Source organism: Flagellimonas meridianipacifica, from assembly GCF_003001695.1.
Taxonomy (GTDB): domain Bacteria; phylum Bacteroidota; class Bacteroidia; order Flavobacteriales; family Flavobacteriaceae; genus Flagellimonas; species Flagellimonas meridianipacifica.
The window spans coordinates 1,278,182-1,300,563 of sequence record NZ_PVYX01000002.1 but is presented as its reverse complement, the minus strand read 5'-3'; the positions used below and the strand labels follow the sequence as shown (position 1 = coordinate 1,300,563).

Annotated in this window: 25 protein-coding genes; 14 read left to right on the top strand and 11 right to left on the bottom strand. The window is 39.2% G+C overall.

What is annotated here, in order from left to right:
• The first annotated feature begins 1 nt into the window (after position 1).
• From CLV81_RS16010 to CLV81_RS15985, 6 genes are all read left to right on the top strand, one after another.
• Complete coding sequence (locus CLV81_RS16010; RefSeq protein WP_106147650.1) at positions 2-208, top strand: putative antibiotic biosynthesis monooxygenase; 207 nt, start codon at positions 2-4, stop codon at positions 206-208.
• A gap of 80 nt (positions 209-288) precedes the next feature.
• On the top strand, positions 289-690 hold the full coding sequence (locus tag CLV81_RS16005) for a cupin domain-containing protein (protein WP_106146296.1): 402 nt from the start codon (positions 289-291) through the stop codon (positions 688-690).
• Positions 691-886: 196 nt separating this feature from the next.
• Positions 887-1,744, top strand: a complete 858-nt coding sequence (locus CLV81_RS16000; RefSeq protein WP_106146294.1) for an oxidoreductase — start codon at positions 887-889, stop codon at positions 1,742-1,744.
• Positions 1,745-1,890: 146 nt separating this feature from the next.
• The gene (locus CLV81_RS15995; protein WP_106146292.1) at positions 1,891-2,790 is read left to right on the top strand and encodes a helix-turn-helix domain-containing protein; all 900 of its coding nucleotides are present in this window, start codon (positions 1,891-1,893) and stop codon (positions 2,788-2,790) included.
• A gap of 103 nt (positions 2,791-2,893) precedes the next feature.
• Positions 2,894-3,919, top strand: a complete 1,026-nt coding sequence (locus CLV81_RS15990; RefSeq protein ID WP_106146290.1) for an alpha/beta hydrolase — start codon at positions 2,894-2,896, stop codon at positions 3,917-3,919.
• Positions 3,920-3,972: 53 nt separating this feature from the next.
• The gene (locus tag CLV81_RS15985; RefSeq protein ID WP_106146288.1) at positions 3,973-4,791 is read left to right on the top strand and encodes an aldo/keto reductase; all 819 of its coding nucleotides are present in this window, start codon (positions 3,973-3,975) and stop codon (positions 4,789-4,791) included.
• A 1-nt stretch (position 4,792) separates the two neighbouring features.
• On the opposite strand, the gene CLV81_RS15980 is transcribed toward CLV81_RS15985, so the two are convergent.
• Positions 4,793-5,311: a GNAT family N-acetyltransferase gene (locus tag CLV81_RS15980; protein WP_106146286.1), complete on the bottom strand. Its 519-nt coding sequence runs from the start codon at positions 5,309-5,311 to the stop codon at positions 4,793-4,795.
• A gap of 114 nt (positions 5,312-5,425) precedes the next feature.
• Here CLV81_RS15980 and CLV81_RS15975 point away from each other — a divergent pair, with 114 nt between their 5' ends.
• The 5 genes from CLV81_RS15975 to CLV81_RS15955 all read left to right on the top strand — a co-directional run bounded on the left by CLV81_RS15975 (position 5,426) and on the right by CLV81_RS15955 (position 10,805).
• Entirely contained in the window at positions 5,426-6,757 is a 1,332-nt protein-coding gene (locus tag CLV81_RS15975; protein ID WP_146129916.1) for an MFS transporter, read from the top strand.
• 266 nt (positions 6,758-7,023) lie between these two features.
• Positions 7,024-7,914 (top strand): helix-turn-helix domain-containing protein, encoded by an 891-nt coding sequence (locus CLV81_RS15970; protein ID WP_106146282.1) that lies wholly within the window; start codon positions 7,024-7,026, stop codon positions 7,912-7,914.
• Between the two features lie 85 nt (positions 7,915-7,999).
• Entirely contained in the window at positions 8,000-8,680 is a 681-nt protein-coding gene (locus CLV81_RS15965; protein ID WP_106146280.1) for an SDR family NAD(P)-dependent oxidoreductase, read from the top strand.
• A 144-nt stretch (positions 8,681-8,824) separates the two neighbouring features.
• Entirely contained in the window at positions 8,825-9,943 is a 1,119-nt protein-coding gene (locus CLV81_RS15960; RefSeq protein WP_106146278.1) for a helix-turn-helix domain-containing protein, read from the top strand.
• A 454-nt stretch (positions 9,944-10,397) separates the two neighbouring features.
• On the top strand, positions 10,398-10,805 hold the full coding sequence (locus tag CLV81_RS15955; RefSeq protein WP_106146276.1) for a response regulator: 408 nt from the start codon (positions 10,398-10,400) through the stop codon (positions 10,803-10,805).
• Positions 10,806-10,844: 39 nt separating this feature from the next.
• Here CLV81_RS15955 and argE read toward each other — a convergent pair whose 3' ends face one another.
• The 8 genes from argE to CLV81_RS15915 all read right to left on the bottom strand — a co-directional run bounded on the left by argE (position 10,845) and on the right by CLV81_RS15915 (position 19,025).
• On the bottom strand, positions 10,845-12,014 hold the full coding sequence (gene argE / locus CLV81_RS15950) for an acetylornithine deacetylase (RefSeq protein WP_106146274.1): 1,170 nt from the start codon (positions 12,012-12,014) through the stop codon (positions 10,845-10,847).
• 1 nt (position 12,015) lies between these two features.
• Positions 12,016-13,419, bottom strand: coding sequence for a YfcC family protein (locus CLV81_RS15945; protein ID WP_106146272.1), 1,404 nt, complete (start codon positions 13,417-13,419; stop codon positions 12,016-12,018).
• Between the two features lie 87 nt (positions 13,420-13,506).
• Positions 13,507-14,619 carry an MBL fold metallo-hydrolase gene (locus tag CLV81_RS15940; protein ID WP_106147648.1) on the bottom strand — a complete coding sequence of 371 codons (1,113 nt, stop codon included), beginning with the start codon at positions 14,617-14,619 and terminating at the stop codon, positions 13,507-13,509.
• Between the two features lie 84 nt (positions 14,620-14,703).
• Positions 14,704-15,456, bottom strand: a complete 753-nt coding sequence (locus CLV81_RS15935) for a LytR/AlgR family response regulator transcription factor (protein ID WP_106146271.1) — start codon at positions 15,454-15,456, stop codon at positions 14,704-14,706.
• Positions 15,437-16,525, bottom strand: coding sequence for a sensor histidine kinase (locus CLV81_RS15930; protein ID WP_106146269.1), 1,089 nt, complete (start codon positions 16,523-16,525; stop codon positions 15,437-15,439). The genes CLV81_RS15935 and CLV81_RS15930 overlap by 20 nt, the downstream gene beginning before the upstream one ends.
• A 9-nt stretch (positions 16,526-16,534) precedes the next feature.
• Complete coding sequence (locus tag CLV81_RS15925) at positions 16,535-17,335, bottom strand: hypothetical protein (RefSeq protein WP_106146267.1); 801 nt, start codon at positions 17,333-17,335, stop codon at positions 16,535-16,537.
• Positions 17,332-17,754, bottom strand: coding sequence for an ABA4-like family protein (locus CLV81_RS15920; protein ID WP_106146265.1), 423 nt, complete (start codon positions 17,752-17,754; stop codon positions 17,332-17,334). The genes CLV81_RS15925 and CLV81_RS15920 overlap by 4 nt, the downstream gene beginning before the upstream one ends.
• 170 nt (positions 17,755-17,924) lie before the next feature.
• A complete protein-coding gene (locus tag CLV81_RS15915) occupies positions 17,925-19,025 on the bottom strand; it encodes a hypothetical protein (protein WP_146129915.1) in 1,101 nt (366 codons plus the stop codon).
• Between the two features lie 126 nt (positions 19,026-19,151).
• Here CLV81_RS15915 and CLV81_RS15905 point away from each other — a divergent pair, with 126 nt between their 5' ends.
• The gene (locus CLV81_RS15905) at positions 19,152-20,408 is read left to right on the top strand and encodes a hypothetical protein (RefSeq protein WP_106146258.1); all 1,257 of its coding nucleotides are present in this window, start codon (positions 19,152-19,154) and stop codon (positions 20,406-20,408) included.
• A 47-nt stretch (positions 20,409-20,455) separates the two neighbouring features.
• On the opposite strand, the gene CLV81_RS15900 is transcribed toward CLV81_RS15905, so the two are convergent.
• Positions 20,456-20,911, bottom strand: a complete 456-nt coding sequence (locus tag CLV81_RS15900) for a cold-shock protein (protein WP_106146256.1) — start codon at positions 20,909-20,911, stop codon at positions 20,456-20,458.
• Between the two features lie 237 nt (positions 20,912-21,148).
• Between CLV81_RS15900 and CLV81_RS15895 the strand changes: the two genes are divergently transcribed.
• Together CLV81_RS15895 and CLV81_RS15890 are read left to right on the top strand one after the other, a co-directional pair.
• Positions 21,149-21,430, top strand: a complete 282-nt coding sequence (locus tag CLV81_RS15895) for a GNAT family N-acetyltransferase (protein ID WP_106146255.1) — start codon at positions 21,149-21,151, stop codon at positions 21,428-21,430.
• Positions 21,431-21,446: 16 nt separating this feature from the next.
• Positions 21,447-21,653, top strand: a complete 207-nt coding sequence (locus CLV81_RS15890; protein ID WP_106146253.1) for a (4Fe-4S)-binding protein — start codon at positions 21,447-21,449, stop codon at positions 21,651-21,653.
• A gap of 121 nt (positions 21,654-21,774) precedes the next feature.
• Here the strand turns inward: CLV81_RS15890 and CLV81_RS15885 are convergent, their stop codons facing one another.
• Entirely contained in the window at positions 21,775-22,335 is a 561-nt protein-coding gene (locus CLV81_RS15885; RefSeq protein ID WP_106146252.1) for a DUF4251 domain-containing protein, read from the bottom strand.
• Between the last annotated feature and the right edge of the window lie 47 nt (positions 22,336-22,382).

Sequence of the window (22,382 nt, the reverse complement as noted above, 5' to 3'; positions counted from 1 at the left end):
GATGAAAAAATTAAAAACCACATTGATTGTTTGGATAGCCATTTATCCAGCGATAACCGCTATACTATTGGTATTTGGAACGTACTTGAACCATCTGCCAATTTTACTAAGAACCTTGATTTTGACCCTTGTTCTAGTACCCTTGATGGTGTATTTCCTTATTCCATTTTGGACCAAGGTCTTTTCAAAAGTAAAGTTGCCAAAATAGTGCTTTGGTAAATGAGAACTAGCTATGGTCATAACGTTCAAAACCATTAACTTTTAGAGATAATCTTTAAAATCACTGCCATGCCTAAAAAATCAAGAATAGAACCGGTTCACATCCCAAAAGACCAATGGATAAAGAAACAAGACCCACCTAAAGGCGTTTTAGAAGGCCATCCTTATGGCACCAATGTTGTCGTTATCCGATATAGTGTGGACGAAATTGGTGAAGGCCCCAACTTGCATCTCCATCCTTATGACGAAATCTTTCATATTCTGGAGGGTACAGCTGAGTTCACCGTGGGCGAAAATAAGTTCATCGCCAAAGAAGGAGATTTGGTCATTGGACCGGCGAACATTCCCCATGCCTACAAAAATGTGGGACCTGGTCGATTGGATTCTTACGATGTTCATTTAAACAGCGAATGGATTCAATATGATTTGCCTAGGGAAGGGGAAACGTTAAGCTCCAAGGAATTGTCTTAGCTCAACAAACAATTTTCAAACACGATTAGCTCGTAACTCAAATCACAACCTTTAAAAAGGATTTCTGTTTTCAAGAACAGTCCCAACTTATTCGCAATGGCTTATGAGGAATGGTCATTCCAACCCATAAACTGGTCATGCCTCCCTTAGCGTCCCACTTTAATTTTGAACCATACAAATTAAAAACAATACAAAAATGGAAACAAAGAAGAATAAAAAAGTATGGTTTGTTACAGGGGCATCAACCGGTTTTGGAAAAGAGTTAGTCAACACAATAGCAAACAATGGCGACATCGCCATAGGTACCTTTAGAAAAAAGGAACAGGCAGAATCTTTTACTGATATTGAATCACGGAAATTCGGGGTTGTACTTGACGTAACCGATAATCAACAAGTAAAGGCTGGAATCGAGACGGCAATCCAACATTTCGGAAGAATAGACGTGCTGGTCAATAACGCTGGATATGGTTCCTTAGGAAGCATTGAAGAGGTATCCAATGAAGAGGTAAGAAGACAATTCGACATTAATGTTTTTGGTCCGATTTCATTGATTAAAAATGTATTGCCTTATATGCGTGAACAGAAAGAAGGCCATATCATCAACATTACAAGTGTTGGCGGGGTGATAGGTTTTGTATCCTCTGGAATCTATAATGGGTCCAAATTTGCTCTAGAGGGAATAGGACATTCCTTGGCCAAACAAGTGGCACATTTGGGGATAAAGGTAACAAACGTAGAACCTGGGCCCTTTCGGACCAATTGGGCGGGCAACTCTGCAACTTATAAGGAAACCGAAATACAAGATTATAATGAATCTGTAGGTAAGGATATGGAATGGGTCAAATCCATCGATGGGAAACAAGCCGGAGATCCTGCTAAAGGCGCAAAAGCGATTTATGAATTGGTGGGCTTGGACAACCCGCCACTGCTATTTCCGTTAGGCGAGTACGCCTATGAAGCCATTTCTGGACATTACCACCAATCTTTAAAAGACCTTGCTACCTATGAATCTATTGGTAGACCAACGGATTTCCCAGTTAATCAAATGGTATAGAAGTAAAGTTTCACAAAGAAAGGAAAGCCATCCGATTGGGATGGCTTTTCTGCTATATATTCGTTACAGGTGGGCCATTATAAAGTATAACACAAATTCTCATTTTCTTAGTTGCCCTTTCTACCCCTAAACCGTATCTTAGGAAAGTGAGTTCTTCGCACATACCCATACACAAAACCATCAAAGACCTGTATCTCCATTTGGGCCTCGATATAGGAAACGCCGTAGAGATTTTCCATATAAGCAAACATGAAGACCTACGGGAAAAACTGCCCGTAAACGTACCACCCTTCCGAAATGATTTTTACGAAGTGTCCCTAGTTTTGGGTGGTACCAGCTTATCCTATCAGATCAACGATGATACATTTGAAACACCCGAAAAATATCTGGTGTTCAATGCCCCTGGACAGGTACATAAATGGGAAGGGATTCAAGGTGACCTTTCTGGTTTTGTATTGTTCTTCCATCCTGCCTTTTTAGGGGAGCTCTTTCGAGAGCGTGCACTTAGCGATTTTCCATTCTTTAATATTTATGAGGCTAACTTATTCGAGTTGGATGTACAAAATGCCGAAAAGTTCGGTTTCTATTACCATCAGATTTTTGATAATTACACTAGCGGTCAGCGGACCGGGCAAGAGTTGATTAAGGCAAACTTGCAGGCCATATTGTGGCAATGCAACCAGGAATACGAAGAGCGGAATAAGAATATGCCCGAAAGGAAGGTCACGGATGGCATAACCGCCCGTTATCGAAAGTTGGTCAACGAGAATTTCTTAAAGACCAGCACCGTGAACGATTACGCCGATATGCTGAACATCACTCCCAATTATCTCAGTCAAACCATACTCCAGACTCTAGGTACCAATGCCAAAAGCATTATCGACAATAGATTGTTATTGGAAGCCGAATATCTCCTGAAGCATACCGACCTGAGCAATAAGGAAATTGGTTATCGCCTTAATTTTGACGAACCCACCCATTTCAATCGATTTTTCAAAAAGCACCGAGGAACCACCCCCGGCCAATTTAGAAAATCCAAGTCTTAGGAAGAACCAAGAAATTGGTCATACCATAACATTTATTGGTTCCCTGTTCCGAAAGTTCCAGAGGTAGATTTGTATTGAAAATAAACTCCTTAAAAACAATACAATGAAAACAATGAAACCTATAGCCGTATTCCTCTGGGCCCTTATGCTGCCTATGATAGGGATTACTCAAAAATCCATTAATACTTTAAAAATCAAAGAAATGAAAACAGTAGAGAAAACAACAGCTATATCCATGGAAGATATCAGCTTTCAACGTGATGGCCTGAACTTGGTGGGCCACTTGTTCAAGCCTGAGGGGTTTGACGAAAAACTTAACTATCCAGCGCTTATTGTACAAGGGTCGGTTTCTTCAGTGAAAGAAATGATGCCCGATAATTATGCAAACATGCTAGCAAGAGAAGGGTTCCTGGTAATTGATTTCGATTACGCCAGCTGGGGTGAAAGTGATGGCCTTCCACGTCAGAATGAAAATGTGGACGGAAAACTCAAAGACCTTATGGCTGCGGTAACATTTTTGGAAGAACTCCCCTATGTTGATAATATCGGGATGGTGGGTGTCTGTACTTCTGGAGGTAACGCAGCGTACTTGGCAGTTGAAGACGATCGCGTTGATGCCATAGCAGCCGTTGTGCCATGGATGTACGAACCAGCCCTTGCTGAACCTTTTTGGGGAAAAGAGACCTTGGAAAAAAACCATCAACGTGCGTTGGAAAACCAACAGCGCTTTGAAGTTACTGGTGAAAATCAAAAAACACAAATTTTTACCAATACCCCTGAGGTGGAAGGCTTCAATTTGACCCCTGGAGAATATTATTTCGACGAAAACCGAGGTGGTGCAATCGAAAACTGGAAAAACGAAGTGTCATGGAGTGCTTGGATTGATTGGGTAGAGAAATTTGACCCTATTTCTCAGGCAGATAAAATCAATATTCCAACACTTGTATTTTCAACTGATGATGCCCTAATTCCTGACCAGGCCAAGAAGTTTTACAGTCTATTGCAGGGTGAAAAGGAATTGGTTTGGGGTACGGGTTATCACTTCAACTACTATGATGTTTACCCTGAAATGCAACAAGCCGTGGATGCAGTTGTGCCTTTTATGAAAAAGCACTTGAAATCATTATAAATCAGAAAAAATAGCGGCCTCTACCTATTGGGGTCGCTTTAAACACACAAAAGATGGAAACAAACAATACATTCAAACTAGGCGATTTCGAAATCAACCGGATTGGTTTTGGAACCATGCGGGCCACTACGGGTCCAGGAATCTGGGGAGATACCGGAGATAAGAAAAATGCCATTTCGGTAATTCGTAAGGCTATAGAAAATGGGGTCAATTTTATTGATACGGCGGATGCCTACGGCCCGTACACTTCTGAGTTGTTGGTTCAAGAAGCCATTGAACCCTTCAAAAACGAAGTATTGGTAGCTACCAAAGGTGGTTTCATTAAATACCAACCTGGAGCGGTTATCCCCAATGGTCATCCCTATTACTTGCGCACAGCAATTGAGGGAAGCCTTAGAAGATTGAAAACAGAAACGATTGACTTATACTTTTTGCACAAGGTGGACCCAAATATTCCCATAGAAGAATCGGTAGGTGCTTTGGCCCAATTTCAAAAAGAGGGAAAAATAAAACATATTGGGATTTCAAATGTTACTGTTGATGAATTGAATAGAGCGCATCAAGTAGCGAAAATCGATGCGGTCCAAAATGCTTTCAATTTTATTGACCAAACGCATGAGGCCATTGTAAATCAAACAACAGCCGAAAACATCGCCTTTATTGCGCATACTCCTATAGCACGGAATACCTGGGGACCAGCTGCTATGGAAAAAGCAGAAAGCGAGGGAATGACCATTAACCAAATGTCTTTAAAATGGCTGTTGGACTATGCACCTAATGTGATTTCCATTCCTGGAACTTCATCGGAAAAACATTTATTGGAAAATCTACAAGCCCATGAGGTGAAATCAAGGATTCATCAAAAAGTTTAAGTCAACCATGATAGTTTGGATTAAACCAAGCCATATGAATTGGGGTTTCAAAAGTCGACTTGGAAACATAAATCTTGTCCTTTTGACGCCCCTCATTTATAAACCCGAGACTCTCATAGAATTTGATATTTCTCAGGTTATGCTCTCGAGTGTAGAGCTCAATTCGTCTGATATGTGTTAAATCATTGGTTACTATACTCAAAAACTTTTCAAAAAGCCGTCTTCCAATACCTTTTCCTTGATACATAGGGTCAACTACTATAGTCAAATCTGTCAATATATGTTGAAATGCATAAATATCCGGAGTGTACGCATGGATTTCTCCAACAATTTTCCCCTCAATTATTGCAGTTAAAATCAACCCTTTATCAATCGATTTGGTGAGAAAATCAGTGATATAGGCAGCATCAATTTCTTCCTCATTTCTTATAATTCCATCAGAAACACCAGCAACCTTTTTGTAGAGTTGATATAATTCTTCTTTGTCATTGGGTTTGGCCTTTTCTATCTCCTGTTCCATAGTTGTTGCGTAGTCTTAAGATTTAAAAATATTTTTAAATATACTTTAGACCAAAAAAAGATTCCCTTATTTCTTTTAAATCAATATCTTGAAGATGTTCTAAAAAACTAAGGGTTGCTGACTTTCTTTAAATCCAACATTTTCCCAATTCTACTGGTAAATTTTATCGGAATACTGGGTTATAGTGTGGTAATGCCCATATTGATTTTTATTGTAACTGATTTTGGTGGAAATGGTTTTATTTACGGTATCCTAGGCGCAACCTATCCTTTCTTTCAATTCATAGGCGCCCCAATTTTAGGAAGGCTATCGGACAAGATTGGAAGAAAAAAGGTGTTGATACTATCACAGTCGGGTACTTTTTTGGCGTGGTCTTTATTTCTTCTGGCATTCATATTGCCCGAAACGGAACTTTGGAAACAGAATACTGACCTTACAGGTTCCTACTACATGACATTACCTCTTTTAATCATCTTTTTGGCCCGTATTTTTGATGGATTTACTGGGGGAAACATATCCGTTGCAAATGCCTACATGTCTGATATTTCAACAGATGAAGACCGCAATCAAAATTTTGGAAAGATGGGAGCTTCAACGAGTCTGGGGTTTGTTATCGGTCCAGCATTTGCAGGTCTTCTGGCCAGCACTATGCTTGGAGAGGTTCTACCTTTACTGATTGCGGCAATCATATCGCTAATAGCCATTTTTGTCATTGGCTTCAGATTGGAAGAAAGTGTGCCCTGCATCGTTGATACTGGAAACATTTCATTAAAAAATGTTCGGCGGTTTTTTCAAGTGGAACATAAAGACTGTTTTACTGAAGGGAGTATGGCCCTTGAACCTGAAAACAGAAAAGGGCTAAAACAAGTTTGGAATATTGATGGTGTACCTATATTATATATAGTATACTTTTTAACTTTTTTTGCCTTCAGTCTTTTTTATGCGGGATTACCCATTTACGCCAGCAGCTTATTGGGATGGTCCGCAATAGACCTAGGCATATTCTTGGCCTATTCCAGTCTAATTATGTTTTTGGTCCAAGGTCCTTTGTTGAATAGGCTTTCGAAGAAGTTCTCCAGTCAATCACTAGTGCTCGTAGGATCGTTATTGTTGGCTACAAGTTTCTTTTTGATGTCCCAGCAACAACTAATCCTTCTTTACTCCGCAATTACCCTTCTTTCTTTGGGAAATGGTCTCATGTGGCCCAGTTTTCTTGCCTTGTTGTCCCGTGTTGGCAACAAGAATGTACAAGGTGCCATTCAAGGTTACGGTACTTCCATGGGAAGCATTGCAAGTATGTTGGGTTTGGTCACTGGAGGTATCCTTTTTGAAAAACTCACGACCCTAGTCTTTATTGGTGGTAGTATTATTTTTCTTCTTATTGCCATATTATTGGCTTCTAAACAGTTAAAAAAGGATAAGAGCAAGGTTTTACAACCCGTTTGATTATATCTTTTTGAAACTTAAACTTACTCAACTGGTCTATAGATTAGATTTTGGTCATTTCTCCATTGGTTTGGGTTAATGCCTCGCCCCTATTTAGCACGAACTTTACAGTATTAAATTAATTAGTCATGAAAAAGTTTGTACTTATCACCTTGCTTTATCTTACCGTTTCAGTAATTGTAATGATTGCTGGACTAGCTATGGTAAGTGAAGTTTTATAGAATAAAAGAGGGTTTCCCAATTGCTCAAATTTGTTACTTTTAGATATGGTTCAAAATGAGATTCCAGTATTCGAAACCAGCAATGATCTTCACGAAGCTACAGGATATGACCATAGAAGCCATATTCCTGGGTTTGATATTTTTACGTTGGAATCTTTAGAACCTACTGCTCGAAAATGTATGCCTCCCTACCGCCAAGGGTTCTTTCAAATTGGTATCTTGAGCAATACCGGAAAAAGTCAAATCAACATAAATACCAATGCGGTAAACCTCTCAGAACTTCCACTATGGTTTGTGGTTCCCGGTCAGGTGTTCTCATGGTTTCGTGATATTGAAACTAAAGGCTATCATGTGCAATTCAGAAAAGAGTTCATTGCTCAGTCCATTCCAAATCTTACGGGAGAATTTCCTTTTTTAAAACTCTCTGAAAATAGTGTGTTCCTAATGACACCTGAAGAACAAAAGTCTTTAGAGGTGGACATGGAACGAATGCATTCTGTGTTTCATAATCCTCACCCCTACCAGGAAAGGATGTTACAAGGAATGCTTACTTCGGTACTCTATAATTGTAAGTCGGTATATGAACGGTATAAAACAACAGAAAGTCATCTTTCACGGGGACAGGTGCTTACCCAGCAGTTCCAACAACTTGTGGACAAGCTTTACGTAGACTCAAGGAATGTTGGGGATTATGCTGAACAGCTTAATGTTACTCCAAATTATTTGACCACAACCGTTAAGCAAATCACGGGTAAAACCGCAAAAGATGTTATCCAAGAACGTATTTTTTTGGAAAGTAAAACCATGCTTTCATTTACTAGTTTGGATGTCGCTGAAATTGCCTATCAACTTAACTTTCAGGAACCGACCCACTTTACACGTTTCTTCAAGAAGCACAGTGGCACGACTCCAAATAAATTTCGAAAATCAATATAGATGACATTTTGGCTATTTTATATAGAAAAGTGGTTATTTCCTTTCAAAGGGCATTCCGAACTTTGCAGTAACTAAAAGAAAAATTATGAAAACGAAACAAATTGCATTGGTCACTGAAGCGGGCAACGGGCTTGGAAAAAAGTTTGCCTCCATTTTGAAAAATCAAGGCTTTGAAGTGATTCTAGGAGCAAAGGGAACAAGCCATGAAGAATTGGAAGAAATGAACCTTGAGGGAATAAAATTGCTTGAAGTTGATGCGACTGACTTGGAGAGCATAGAAAGACTAAAAGCTTACATTAACAAGGTCTACGGGAAACTGGATATCTTGGTCAATAACGCAGAGATTGCCAATGGATTCGGTCAAAAAATCCATGAAATAAACTTGGATGAGGCAAAGGAAGTATTTGAAGAAAATTTCTTTTCTGTATTAAATATGACACATATACTCTACCCCCTATTGAACAAAAGCGAACATGCTGTAGTCATAAACATATCAAGTGGGTTGGGAGATATTATGAAGATGCGCGATAAAGGTTTTTGCTATTCCAATTATCAAATGACTGCTTATTCAGCAGCTAAAGCCGCTTTGGAAATGCTAACCCTAAGTTTGGAGAAGGAATTCAAAAACAGTACAATCGATATTTTCGGATTTGACCCCATACGTTTAAACAACTGCACACATAATGATGTAACCATTTGTGAGGGGGTAGAAAAAGAATTTTTAGATTTAATTACTATTGATAATCAGAACAAAGTTGAAGTTTGAAGTTGCTGACTATCATACTTATGTTGCAATTTTTCTGTAGAAATAACACTTAAAACCTTAATTCGTATTCAATTACTTCCCATTGTACCCGATGACACTTCTCCAGTTATAAAAAAAATCTACTTTAGTTGTGTTTAGTGATATATGAAGAACTTTGATTTTGTAGACTTGATTTTGTTCTTAGGAGTAAGTCAAGGTTTTTTCCTTGCCGTTGCCTTGCGCCTAATTCATAACAGGAACAAATCTGCAAATAGGGTATTATCCCTTTTATTGATGATAGCGGTTCTAATGCTATTTGGACGCATTGCCGCTTTTAGGGTTCCAGAAATATGGATATGGCGTTTTGGCGTACTTATCGATACAACCATTTTTCTGTTTGGACCCCTAATCTACACCTACACGAGACGATTGGCATTTAAAGAGACTCCCTTATATAAGCTAGCCTTGTGGCACTATATTCCTGCCGCACTTCACTTGGGTTATTACTTTTGGGCCTTGAGTTTTTCCTTGGAGGACTTCAACAAAATGTATTTTTCTGGTGAGCTCAATCTTATGTTTTTTATAGTGGAGGCCGCTGGACTGATTTCATTTTCCTTTTATTGGATAAAAAGCGTGCTACTACTTAAAAAGTATTTCCAGAAAGAAAAAGAGGAACTGTCTTTTAATCAATCGGTCACCAAATATCTATCTTTCTTGTTGGGTACACTTGGACTTTTCATCATCCTATGGCAACACAGTTTTTTAAGTACCAATCTCTTCCAAAACCCGTACAAATATGTCAATTACGTTACCATGTGGATTTCAACTCCTTTATTTGTTTACGTAATTGGGTATTTCAGTCTTAGACAACCGGATATTTTTAGAATCCCATTTGAATCCACCCCGAAATCCACTACTGACCGGTTAAAACCTGACGAAATTCGAAAACTCCAGAAGCGTTTACATTATTTCATCGAAGAAGAAAGCATATATGAACAACCTGACCTTTCTCTAAAGGTACTTGCAGACAAACTGAATACCACTTCCAATAATCTCTCGTGGTTATTAAATCAGGTGTATCAAATGTCATTCTACGATTATATAAATGACCACAGGATTAAAGCATTTTTAAAAAAAATTGATGAGAGAAAACATGCAAACCATACACTTTTGGCCTTGGCAATGGATGTAGGCTTTAACTCAAAATCTACATTTAACAGGGTATTTAAATTAAAAATGGGAACAACTCCAAAAGAATATGTGAAAGGCAAAAAGGTTGCTTAAAATGATACCAAAGTGCAAGGTATCGTACTTTCTGTGAATGCCGATTTAGACCAAAAAGCTACCTACAGTTTTATAAAATCTGGAATATCCTGACAGCCTATGAAATGCTGCTAAATGGCCAATTCCAAAAGAACAGGACAATACCCTAATTTGTTTTATCCCTATTTACATTTATTCTTTAATTGGGCATATCCGAAAAATAGAAATGTCAGAACGAAAAATTGTGTGGTTATTTTGGTCTTTCGGTTCATTACTTAGGTTGCTAAAATGCAAAGTTAAGACTCTCAAAAGATCGTAAACACTTGATACTGTATGGCAATACCTTTTAAAAAACTAACCCAGAAATTATTGATTGTTGTCCACTCATGGACAATTCTTTTCATTTTATCCAGAATTCCTTGTATTTATTCCTTAATCCAGTAAGTTAGGCATCCCAAACAAACCTAGATTTAGAATGAAGCTTGACCTCGTAATTGTTGATGACTCCAACCTTTGGCTATCCCTCGCAAAAAAATTGGCTGAAAGCCACCCTTTGGTAGGTAGGATTGAAACCTTTAATGATTCTATAGACGCATGGGTATACTTGCAATTAACCCGACCCGATTTGGTAATGACCGATATTGAAATGCCGGGGATGAACGGACTTTCTTTTTTAGAAATGTTCGGAGACAAACTCCCTATCATTTCTAGCTCCACAAAACAAGGTTATGCAATGCATGCGAAAGAACTAGGGTGTATAGATTTTTTGCAAAAACCTTTTACCAGAAAGATTTTCAACAAGGCGATTTCAGAAGCTCATGCAAAGTGCTATAGCAGAAGTACAGCCAAAAAACGTAAAAAATTTAGCGCCAACCTTTGGTAAAACTTGAACTAGCTTTTGTTCTTCTATTCTTTGTATTCTTCATGAGAAGTTACTACTGGATGTTAATTCCTCTATTAGTTTTTCTAACATTTTTACACCCATTGCCAACTGGTCTTTGGCTATGAATTCATCAGCTCTGTGCGCCTGCTCAATGGAACCTGGACCACAAATGGCTGACTGAAAACCTTCATCGGCAAACTGACCCGCCTCTGCGGCATAAGAAACCGTATCTAGTTTTGAATTCCCCGATATTCTTTTTATCAAGTCAACTACATCATCGTCAGCCTTAGTGTCTAAGTGTGGGACAGGTGGATGATGCTCTACATTCTTGATGGTAAAATCAGGAAAAACTTTTCGAAGTTCTTTTTCCCTTCCTCGGCAATATTCATCAAATTCATCGACAATACTCTGAATGTCATCTTTGGGAATAGTTCTTAAATCCCAATAAAAATGAGCCTTGTCCGCTATCACATTAGGTGCTATACCTCCATTTACCAAACCGATGTGAATCGTGGAATGCGGGGGATGGAAACGTTCATCCAATTGCTCATCAGCAATCAATTGATTCATCTTATTCTCCAACCACAGAATCAATCGCATGGATTCATGAATAGCACTAACCTCTTGCTTTATACGGCTACTGTGTCCGGCAGAACCATTCACATAGGTTTCCAATATATATATCCCCTTCTGCCCTACTATAGGTTCCATCAATGAAGGCTCACCAATTATGGCGTATTTGGGAGTCTCCCTATAATGTTCATTGATAGCTCTTGCCAGTTCTGGAGCGGCCAAACAACCTATTTCCTCATCATAGGAAAATGCAAAATAAATAGGCTTTTTTAAATCTGCTTTCACCATCTGTGGCAATGCGGCCAAACAACAGGCCAAGAAACCCTTCATATCGCAAGACCCTCTGCCATACAACTTTCCGTCACCTTTATCTGTAAGTACAAAAGGGTCGGTTGTCCAGTCCTGTCCTTCGACCGGTACCACGTCCGAATGTCCCGATAAGATGACACCACCATCCTCTGCAGGTCCTATACGGCAGTGAAGGGAGGCCTTGTTTCCTTCTTCATTAGGAAGCAAATTTACTTCGATTCCAAAAGATTCTATATATTCTTTTATCCAGTTGATAATGCTTATATTGCTCTCACCTCCCAAAACAGGAAAGGAAACCAATTTTTCTAATATTTTTTCTACGGTCATACTAACTATAATTTGTGGCCACAGCTACTATCAATGCTAAAAAAGCAATGCAAAGTAAAATAATGAGCACGGGAAAAATAAAACGAATCCATCTATCTATGGGGACGCGGCACATACTAAGCATGGCAATCAGTCCACCCAAGGTCGGATTCACCAAATTGGACAGCCCATCCCCTATTTGAAAGGCCAAAATGGTAATTTGTCTTGTTAAACCTAAAGATTCTCCAAGTGGAAGCATAACTGGTAAAGTGGCCAAAGCCTGTCCACTACCTGAAGGAATGAAAAAGTTGATGGTGGTTTGGGAAATGGACATGCAAATGGCAGATGCATATAAGGGTAAGTCTTCCAATAAAACCGAAAGTTGATACGATATTGTATCCCCAATGTTGCCCATTTCCATGAGCACTTTAATGGAGGTTGCAAACCCTACCATAAATGCGCCCGGTGCCGCAACGCCAACAGCTTTCAAAACAGTCTCACTCATTTCTGTGGCACTCATCTTTGAAACCAGACCACTCAACAAGGCAATCATTAAGAAAACGGCAGAAAGTTCATTGATGTACCAGTGCAAATTGAATACGCCATATAGTATTGCTATGAGTCCTAATACAAAAATGGAAATCACCATCCAATTCTTCCGATTCAAACTGTATTCGTTCACAGGTTTTGATAGGGCCAATTCAGAAACATCCAAACCCTGTCCAAGACTCCTACTTGGGTCCAGCGAGATTTTTTTGAAATACCTGATATTGTAATAAGCCATGAGACTTAAGGCCGAAAAACACAAAACACTACGAAGTAAAGCACCAGAAAACATAGGTAGTTCTGCTATTTTGTGACCCGTTCCAACGGTGTAAGGGTTAATGGGAGACAAGCCAAACCCAATAGTCATCGCACCGACAGAAATGCCGGCGGCCAAAATTAAATCTCCTCCCAGTGCAAGGCTCAATACTGCAGCTATAGGTACCATAGCTATGTTGTTCTCGTATCCTACAGCAACACCAAGAATGCCATAAATAAAGGTCATAATTATGATAATGAGGTTTTTCTTCTTCAACCCCAACCTATTAACAAGTGTCCCCACAGCATTCTCAACGGCTTTTGATTTTTCCATAAAGCCGAACATAATCCCCCCAGCAAGTACAATGAAAATGATTTCAACTGCCGCTTTAAAACCCAAAGGAATTGCCTTGAACATGTCCAACAACCCCACAGGAGTGGATTCAATCGTTCTATAGGAATCTGGGACAACCGTACTACTGCCATCCACCAAAATGCGTTCATAAGTACCTGCTGGCAGTATATATGTTAGGATACTTACCAATACGATAATGCCAAATAACATAGTGATGGCATGTGGAATTCGACTAAGAAAAGATGGGGTGCCGGAATGGGATGTATTCATGAATTAGCGGAAGTGCAAACTGTATCTTTATTTACAACTGTAATATAAAGGGAATTTGACAAATGGCGGACGATATTTCAAAATAAGTTACTTTTCTTCGTAAGCTTCCCACCAAGGATTTAATGCCATATCTTGTTGGAAGAATATAGGCTCACCTATTTTTGGAGCGACCAGTTCTATCCCCAATTCATTGGATTTCTTCGCCACGCGTTTAATGGGGTCGGTCCATGTATGGAGTGCTAATTTAAAAGCGCCCCAATGAATGGGCATAATGCGTTCTGCACCTACATCCAGCCCTGCTTGGGCCGTTTCCTCTGGAAACATGTGAATATCGGGCCATAAACGATTGTACTGGCCACATTCTATCATCGCAAAATCAAAAGGGCCGTACTTATCTCCAATCTGTTTAAAATGTTCTGAATACCCACTGTCTCCACTAAAGAAAATGTTTTCGCCGTTGGATTGAATCACCCAAGAACTCCACAGGGTTTTGGCCCTATCCGAAAATCCACGACCCGAAAAATGCTGGGCGGGTGTGCAGACCAACTTCACATCTTCGTATGCGGTTTCTTGCCACCAATCCAACTCCACAATGCGCTCCTTCTCTACACCCCACTCATTCAAATGAACCCCAACACCCAAGGGTGCATAAAACATCTTGACTTTATTCTTTAATTTTTGAATGGAACCATAATCCAAGTGGTCATAATGATCATGGGACAGAATGACCATATCAATTTCTGGGATTTTTTCAACCTCCATAGGCAATTCTGTGCTAAAGCGTTTATTTCCCAGCAAAGGGTGTGGAGCAGGAACATCCCCGAACATGGGGTCAATCAAAATAATTTTATCCTGTACTTGTAAAAGGAATGAAGAATGCCCAAACCAATACAATGTGGATGGTTCTTTCGTGTTCACCAGCTGCAAAGAATCCATTTTTACCACATCCAAACTCTTCGTAGGAACCGAATTAGGTTGTTTACGAAGAAAACCGATAAGACTTTTTATCATATCCCCAAAACTCATGTCCAATTTTACCTCGTTCGTATTTACAAACTTCTCATCCTTATAATTTTTGGATTTGGCATATTCCTTTTTCTGTTCTTCGGTAGCCTTACCCCCAAACTGGGGACTTAGATTGACAAACAAAATGGTTCCAATAATTAGAATACCTACAATGATTCCTATTACTGTCAGCATACGTTTTATAAACTTTAAAATTTTAATTCTCATTCAATATCCGTAATGGAAACAAGTAAAAGTAAGTTATCTATGTTGTTTCAGCTATCTATTAAGCCATTCTTTAAATTCCGAAGTTTTAGGTCGGCTCACTATAAACTCTTGTCCTCTGTCATCGACTACGGACAATTTTAACCTATGGTTAAAGTATCTGTCAATTTTTAAAATCGCAGATTTGGCCACAATCTGGCTCCGGTTAATGCGAAAGAACTGCGCATGGTTTAAAGTGGGATGCAGTTGGTCCAGGGTTTCGTCTATAATGACGCGTTTATGTGCAGTCACCCCAAACGAAACACTGTCTTCGGAATAAATATATAATAAGTCCGAAATGCGAAGTTGTGCAAAGCCATCCCCTTCTTTTACCAATATACCTTCCCTCCTTTCGACACCTTGCAAATCCGCTAGAAAACTTTTAAGCATTATTGGATCTAGACCCGATGGCTTTTTTGAACTTAGGAACTTATCCAAGGCTTGTTGCAAGTCATTCTCCTGAATCGGTTTCAAAAGATAATCCACACTATTTACCTTAAAGGCCCGAATGGCATATTGGTCAAATGCCGTAGTGAAGATAATGGGACATTGCACTTCTACTTTTTGAAATATTTCAAAACTGAGGCCATCAGCAAGCTGGATGTCCATAAACACCAATTCAGGTGCAGGATTTGCCTTGAACCAACTTACACTGTCTTCAATGGTATCCAAAATCTCCAATACCTCATGTTCAAATTCTAGTAGTTTCAAGAGATTTTGTAACTGGTTTGCCGCTCTTGGCTCGTCTTCAATAATCAGGATTTGCATAGGCATGTTTTTGGTCTGTAGCCGTTAACAAAGGTAACTTTACGGTAAACGAACCGTTTTCTTTATGAATTTCCACCTCTTTGTTGGCAATAAGGCGATAGCGACTCTCAATATTTTTCAGACCAAGCTTGGTTGTAGGTAATTGGGTTGACTTGGGCCGTATTTTATTGCTGACTATTAGGTGTCCATTTTCGGCCTCTACCGTAATCACCAAGGGTTTTGATTTGGAAATGACGTTGTGCTTTACCGCGTTTTCCAGAAGTAGTTGCAAACTCATGGGAATGATCATTTTATTTTTCGCAGGTTCAGGAACTTGCCAATCCAACTGGAGATTATCCCCAAACCTTTCCTTTTGGATGTGGATATACGCTTCAGCGAATTTTAGTTCTTCCCGTAGTTCGATAAGATTGGCATTCCCGGCTTCCAAAATAAAGCGAAATACTTCCGACAATCGGTTAACAAATTCCTTGGCTTCTTCCCTGGTATTCTGATCTATAATATCGCGCAATGTATTCAACGTATTGAAAAGGAAATGCGGCTGGGCTTGGTTTCGCAAGGTATCCAATTGCGATTGGACTATAGCACGTTTGGCCTGTTCTTCTTCCCGAATGGAATTCTTCAAAAGCACATAATAATACACCGCCTCGTAAATGGCCATGGTCATAGTGCTGATTAAAATTATGGGAAGAACAATCCGGGAACGTAGAGGATGATTGTAACTCTGATTAAAAATATAACCCAAAAGCATATTTCCCATATAATCAACAATCATAACTGTAAGCACTATGGTTAAGAAAAATAGAGGAATTCGAATTTTGTTGTCTTTCAAACTGGGATACTTTTTACGCAATACAATTAAAATAGAGCGAATAATTAACCAATTGGTAGTTGCAAACATTAACGAGACGCTCCAATTGATTGTGGCTTCAAAAAAGGGAAGACGGGCAAATGAGTTTCTAGAAAACATAAAGTCTGTGACAAAACTCAATAGGATAATCCCTACCGCTACGAACCATGCGTCATTGAATCCCAGATATTTTATTCGTCTTGCTTTATTAAAAAATTTCATTCTCCCTAATTATACCCTTACCAAAGGTATTCCCTGCTTTGCTTGATAGAAAGTAAAAGCTATCCATGAAGCATATAACAGCCCAAAAAGAATCACCACAATACTTTTAGTAATATTGGAGGCTTTCCATTTATTGGTAAGGACTACTGCGAATAAAGGAATTATTTGAATGCCGTGCAATCCAAAAAAATGTGCGATTCGCAAGTCACCGGCAATGGTGCTCCAATTCAACAGGGGCAAACCTTCGCCTCCGTCGGCCACCCCGACGTTATGGCTCATCTGACCTATCATTTGACCCCCAGCCCAGCTTCCGAATAGCACTACCAACCATCCTAGTAGAATAGCCCATTGCACATGGCGCTCCGTCCTGAGACGTAATCTGATGGTCTCGACTACAAAGAAAATCATAGTACATACAATGATGCTTATCAAAACTCCCATGGCCATAAAAAGCCGAGCATCAAACCAGCTGTCTCCATTGTAATGGGACCTGACCCCTCTTGCCGCTTGAAATACAATGATTCCTATTTCTATGAGCATGGTCCATGAAATGATATTGTTCACAATGTTTTTCTTTCTTCTGGAAAAGGGATACAGGGTAATCAAATACCCTGAGGTCAGGACATAAAGTCCGCCTGAAATTGTAAACTTTAAAGGCTTTACCCATACATTCAGACCAGTTAGCATTCTATCGTCAATCATCCAGCCAAAAAGACAAATCGCTGCCAGTACAAAGTGAAACATACCAATCCAATAAAGAATGGGGCTTTCGGTTCTAACGGTTCGCAATACGTTCTCTATAGCCCTCATGATCTTGATGATTTTATGGTTTTAAGAACTGTAAACAACAGAAAACCCACAGGTCCCAACATGAAGGTTGCAATAAGACATGGTGCCATTAGTATCTGATGGATACCCAAGTTTCTATTTTGGTTTATCATCCACATACCTACCAGCAAATCAAAAGCCAAATAGTGTACCCAACCTGCCATTACCAAATCTTCCAAAGTAAAAAGGGACATTACGGAAGACAAACTCCCAAAATCCAAACCACCGCCAGCTTGTAAATGCAAAATGATATAATGTGCGTAAAACAGAGAGAGTAAAAGTGGGATGACCTTGTAGTCAATCAAAAAACGAGTGACCTTCCATTTAGGAAGGATAATGAGTAAAAGCCACATTGGCATCGCCATCGTATTGGCTATCGAGAAAATTTCTGCGTTTGTCATTGAAGTCTGGTATTATGGTTAAACATGCACCAAAAATCAATGTTTACAAAAGGAAATAGAAATGGATTTTGTTGAAACGTCGTTATAGGATATTGAATTGCTATCCAAAAAAGGACAGCTCCATCCGAATTATCGGATAGAACTGTCCAGCTGCTATTGATTCAATGTAATCACTGAATTCTTAAACCCGCTGAATTAGGGAATCTGCCTGTGACCAACCAGCCTCCAAAATTCTCGGAAACAGCCAAAAGCAAGGCATTGTTTCCCTTCTTTAGATTGAGATAAACCGCATCAAACAGGCCTATGGTTCCCAAATAGCGGTAGTCGCGGCTTCTAAATCCGTTATTTCCCGTATAAATAGGTTTGCCATTTAGTATGACCACTACCCTATCGCTATATCCAAACTCAAAAAGTCGAGTCACTTCGTTTCTGGAAGAGATATTGATTTTGGCAAAAACGGTATTGCCGGGAACTTGGCTCCGCAATTCAACTTTGCGGGAAATATTGGCTGCCACACCCTCCTCTAAAAGAATGGTTTCGTCCCATTTTCTATCATCAATTACCTTTTGTAATGATTTAGGGTCATCCAAGAGCTTCTCCTCGAATTTATCCGAAATCTGCCATTGCTGAATTGCCCCTTCAATAGGTTCCCGTTTACCCGGGTTGAAGTTTACTATCTCATGTTCTTCCGTCTTTACGGTAAAGTTCGACAAATGTACTCCCGTATTGAGCCCTCCGGTAAAACTTAGACCGCCAGATTTTGCATTATGAAATAATTTCCATGATAAATTGGGTTTTTCACTATTATCCAAATAGATCTGGGCATTGTCATCCTGCACCACTATTTTAATGTGCATCCATCGGTCTACCGGATATTTGTAGGGAAAAGAATATTTGGGTCCAAAATAAAATTGCCACGGGGTTATGCCATTGAATAGGGCTACCGCTTGGTTTGCATCGGGATTACCTGATTGATGGGGTCGAATATAAAATTGTTCAGCGTTGGTCCCATTCACTCTGAAATAGACTCCAGGAAAACCTCGGTCGCCTGTCATGTAGATGTCATACTCGATGGTTCCATTTAAAAACTCAGCATTTTTAAGTGACATGGAACCTCCCAATAAATAGATGGCATCTTTTCCTTTGAAGGGTTCAAACACATGGGCCCTTGCATTAATGTCCCAATGAAGGGTATCGAGAGGAATGGATTCTTGTGAAATGGCCATTGATGAAAGGAAAAAGGCAATAGCATATAGAAAAACTGTTCTCATGTTTTTTGATTTTGATGGTACGAAGTACGCCCTAACTCAAAAAAAGGGCGAAACAAGTTCGTTCAAGTTGATTCATTCACATTCATGCTATGGTTTTTTTATAATCTTTGTGTTAGGAGTTAAGTCATGAGTCAAGACCAACATTACATACAGTACTGTGTAGAACGCATTGAAGCGAAATTGGATTGGGGTGCTTCCCGTTTATGGCACAACGATATGTTCATTGAGCTAAGCGAGCAAATTCAGCAAGAGACCAAGGTGCTTTTAAGTCCTGTTACTTTAAAGCGAGTATGGGGAAGAATAGACTACAAAAGTGCACCTAGCATTACCACCCTTAACACCTTGGCCCAATTTGCAGGGTTTGAAAACTGGCGGGATTTTAAAGGAACCGTTCCACAAAAAAAGACGTCTGGGATACTTAAAAAGGTTCAATCCAATTTAGGGGTAATCATGTTAAGCGCCTCTCTGATGACCATAGTGTTTATTTCCTTTTTCTCCCTAAAGGGAGCACCTTCCAAAGAAGAACCAATAGATACCTCAAAAGTTGTTTTCAAGAGCAAACCCATTGCAAAGGGTTTACCCAACTCGGTTGTCTTTGATGTTGACTTAAGGAATATTGAATCTGATAGCATCCATATTCAGCAATATTGGGACCCAAAAAAGACCATCTCGCTTGCAAAAGGACAAAAACAAGCCACAGGACAATATTTTTTTCCTGGATATTTCAGGGCCAAACTCTTAGTGGAAGGAGAAGTTATAAAGCAGCATGATTTATTTATTAAAACCGAGGGTTGGCTGGGGACCTTAGACCACGCTCCGATACCAAAATACTTTGAATCCCAAACTATTCATGAGGGAAAACTCTCATTCCCGGAACAAACCATTGATGAAATAACCAAAAATGAAAAACCGCTAACATCTACTTTTCATATGGTAACTGAGTTCGATTCCATTTCAGGGGATAATTTTAAGCTCAACTCCGTACTCAAAAATACATATGACGGTCTTTGGGCGGTCTGCCAGAAAACCTCTATCATAGTCTTGGGAACCAAAGGAGCCATGGTTGTTTCTCTTGGCCTTCCAGGCTGCGCTTCTGAACTTTGGGTAATGATGAATGATTCATTTGTAGATGGAAAAAAACATGATCTGTCCGGTATGGGTTTGGATTTAACCGATAAACGAGAAATACAACTAAGAGTAGAACGAAAGCAACTCCATGTAATCTCAGGAAAAGACACACTTTTTACTGGGAATTATTCGGAAAGTATGGGCAGAATTGCTGGTGTCCGTTACCGTTTTCTTGGTGCTGGGGAAGTATATCAAAGCACCCTTATGGATTTGGACGGAAACCAAGGTGTTGACTTTATGGAAATAAAACCATAATTAGCAATAGATATTCTTAAAACTCTGTTTTTTAATTACAACGAAAGCTATTCTTGAAGTTTTACTTGAACTGCATTCATGCCCTTTAGTCCCTTCTCAAGAAGAAAAGTGACCTTATCATTTTCATTGATTTGGTCAATTAACCCTGATACATGTACAAAGTGTTTTTCGTCTGTATCGGAGTCCATGATAAAGCCAAAGCCCTTTGAAGTATCAAAAAAAGCGACCCTCCCCTTCCTAGTCGGGTCTTGATCTTCTTCGCTTTCTTCTTTTTTGGGTATTCCCAATTCTATAGTAGAGGCATCTATCTCTTCCTTCTCTGTGGGTTCCGGTGGTGTGTCTGTTAAATTACCATATTGGTCAACATAGGCAAAGGGAATGCCCCCCCCACTTTCTTTACTTTGGGCTTTTCTAGCTTCGCGCTTTTTTTGCTTTTCTTCGCGCTTTTTTTGTTTCTGCTTTTCTTTTTCGTTCTTACTGTATGTTTGCTGTGATTTGGCCATAGATTTCTTTGATACCCTTAAATTATAATTATTTATTAGAATTGCCGCCTCTTATCAAAAAAATACCATTAAAAATTATTCACATTTCACATCTTCAAGATTCACTTATAAATCCTGTTGATTTTAGTAAATTGTAAAGGAAACCAATTGAGACCTTTAAAAGGGCTTTCTAAATCTTAAAACAAGACACTTCAAAGCAAAATTCCAATTTGATGTGAAATCAAAACTTAAACTACTATGGAAATTGAAATAAAGGAAAGAGAAAGCAAAGGATTTGCCATTGCACGAGAAAATGGCCAAAAGGCAGGTCTAATGTCTTATTCCATCCCAGCGAGTAATTTTATCATTGTGGACCATACGGAAGTCGAAGAGGCTTTTCAAGGCAAAGGTGTTGGGAAGCAAATCCTTTATAAGGTTGTGGAAATGGCTCGTGAAAAAGACTTGAAGATACTTCCACTATGTCCTTTTGCAAATGCTATGTTCAAAAAGTTGGAAGATATTCAAGATGTATTAAAATAATAAAAAGCAAAGAAAAATGGCAGAAGCAAAAGAATACACAAAAGGAGATTTCACTATTGTTTGGAAAGCAGAAAAATGCATTCATGCAGGTGAATGCGTTAAAAGACTTCCGGAAGTCTATAAACCTAGGGAACGCCCATGGATAACACCCGAAAATGCTTCGGTGGAAGCTTTAAAAAGCCAAATAGATGCTTGTCCATCAGGAGCGTTGTCTTACAAATAACCCTAAATAGTTTATTTGTTCTGCGTTTTAAATCGTAGAAAACGCGGTTATGGGTTATTCCATAGGGAATATTCGAAGTTTAAAAGGTTCTGTATGGTAGGCCATACTATTAATATAGTTTTTAGTGGAGCTGTTCTTCGGTTTTTTCAAAGTTCCCTATATAGCTAATTGGAAAACGGTGGGTGCTGTTGATGTTAATGTTACTCTTTTTGTTTGGAAACAATTGTGCGTTGACCTGAAAGGTTTCTGTTTTATGTTTGATATCAAAGGCGACCATGTATCCCTTCTCATTTTTATTTATTTTCATGTTCCCTGGAACCCCTTCAAATTCAATAGCATTATTACTTCCTAGATATGCAGTACCTCCGAGTTGTCTTTCTCCAAAGTAGGGAAAATAGGCTACTACGCTGTCTCCATTCATTCTTAAGTAATTATTGTTCCCAACTAAATCAATATTGTTTATGGTACTTCCCTGTGGAAGCAACCCTGCATTGGCAACACTGTTCAAGCTTGAGGTTACAAGTGGCCTTGCCCATCTTGCCTTAAATTCAAATGATTTGCTGTTAACAATCGCATCCAGTTCTTTTATCTGTTCAGAGGTGATTTCTGGTGCAGACGTAGATGCACATCCGACAGCCAAAACCATTATAAAAAATACTATTACTTTAAAGACAAATTTCATATCCAATTCTGTTTCTTCATAAAATAAGAAAGAAGGTCCAAAAACGA

Bases quoted from the DNA above. Each gene is read 5' to 3' on its own strand.
- CLV81_RS15900 (WP_106146256.1), bottom strand. From the start codon at position 20,911: ATGGCCAAATCACAGCAAACATACAGTAAGAACGAAAAAGAAAAGCAG.
- CLV81_RS15965 (WP_106146280.1), top strand. From the start codon at position 8,000: ATGAAAACGAAACAAATTGCATTGGTCACTGAAGCGGGCAACGGGCTT.
- CLV81_RS15925 (WP_106146267.1), bottom strand. From the start codon at position 17,335: ATGAGGGCTATAGAGAACGTATTGCGAACCGTTAGAACCGAAAGCCCC.
- CLV81_RS15905 (WP_106146258.1), top strand. From the start codon at position 19,152: ATGAGTCAAGACCAACATTACATACAGTACTGTGTAGAACGCATTGAA.
- CLV81_RS15980 (WP_106146286.1), bottom strand. From the start codon at position 5,311: ATGGAACAGGAGATAGAAAAGGCCAAACCCAATGACAAAGAAGAATTA.
- argE (WP_106146274.1), bottom strand. From the start codon at position 12,014: ATGACCGTAGAAAAAATATTAGAAAAATTGGTTTCCTTTCCTGTTTTG.
- CLV81_RS15940 (WP_106147648.1), bottom strand. From the start codon at position 14,619: ATGCTGACAGTAATAGGAATCATTGTAGGTATTCTAATTATTGGAACC.
- CLV81_RS15945 (WP_106146272.1), bottom strand. From the start codon at position 13,419: ATGAATACATCCCATTCCGGCACCCCATCTTTTCTTAGTCGAATTCCA.
- CLV81_RS15895 (WP_106146255.1), top strand. From the start codon at position 21,149: ATGGAAATTGAAATAAAGGAAAGAGAAAGCAAAGGATTTGCCATTGCA.
- CLV81_RS15970 (WP_106146282.1), top strand. From the start codon at position 7,024: ATGGTTCAAAATGAGATTCCAGTATTCGAAACCAGCAATGATCTTCAC.
- CLV81_RS15960 (WP_106146278.1), top strand. From the start codon at position 8,825: ATGAAGAACTTTGATTTTGTAGACTTGATTTTGTTCTTAGGAGTAAGT.
- CLV81_RS15915 (WP_146129915.1), bottom strand. From the start codon at position 19,025: ATGAGAACAGTTTTTCTATATGCTATTGCCTTTTTCCTTTCATCAATG.
- CLV81_RS15930 (WP_106146269.1), bottom strand. From the start codon at position 16,525: ATGAAATTTTTTAATAAAGCAAGACGAATAAAATATCTGGGATTCAAT.
- CLV81_RS16000 (WP_106146294.1), top strand. From the start codon at position 887: ATGGAAACAAAGAAGAATAAAAAAGTATGGTTTGTTACAGGGGCATCA.
- CLV81_RS16010 (WP_106147650.1), top strand. From the start codon at position 2: ATGAAAAAATTAAAAACCACATTGATTGTTTGGATAGCCATTTATCCA.
- CLV81_RS15985 (WP_106146288.1), top strand. From the start codon at position 3,973: ATGGAAACAAACAATACATTCAAACTAGGCGATTTCGAAATCAACCGG.
- CLV81_RS15885 (WP_106146252.1), bottom strand. From the start codon at position 22,335: ATGAAATTTGTCTTTAAAGTAATAGTATTTTTTATAATGGTTTTGGCT.
- CLV81_RS16005 (WP_106146296.1), top strand. From the start codon at position 289: ATGCCTAAAAAATCAAGAATAGAACCGGTTCACATCCCAAAAGACCAA.
- CLV81_RS15990 (WP_106146290.1), top strand. From the start codon at position 2,894: ATGAAAACAATGAAACCTATAGCCGTATTCCTCTGGGCCCTTATGCTG.
- CLV81_RS15935 (WP_106146271.1), bottom strand. From the start codon at position 15,456: ATGCAAATCCTGATTATTGAAGACGAGCCAAGAGCGGCAAACCAGTTA.
- CLV81_RS15955 (WP_106146276.1), top strand. From the start codon at position 10,398: ATGAAGCTTGACCTCGTAATTGTTGATGACTCCAACCTTTGGCTATCC.
- CLV81_RS15920 (WP_106146265.1), bottom strand. From the start codon at position 17,754: ATGACAAACGCAGAAATTTTCTCGATAGCCAATACGATGGCGATGCCA.
- CLV81_RS15890 (WP_106146253.1), top strand. From the start codon at position 21,447: ATGGCAGAAGCAAAAGAATACACAAAAGGAGATTTCACTATTGTTTGG.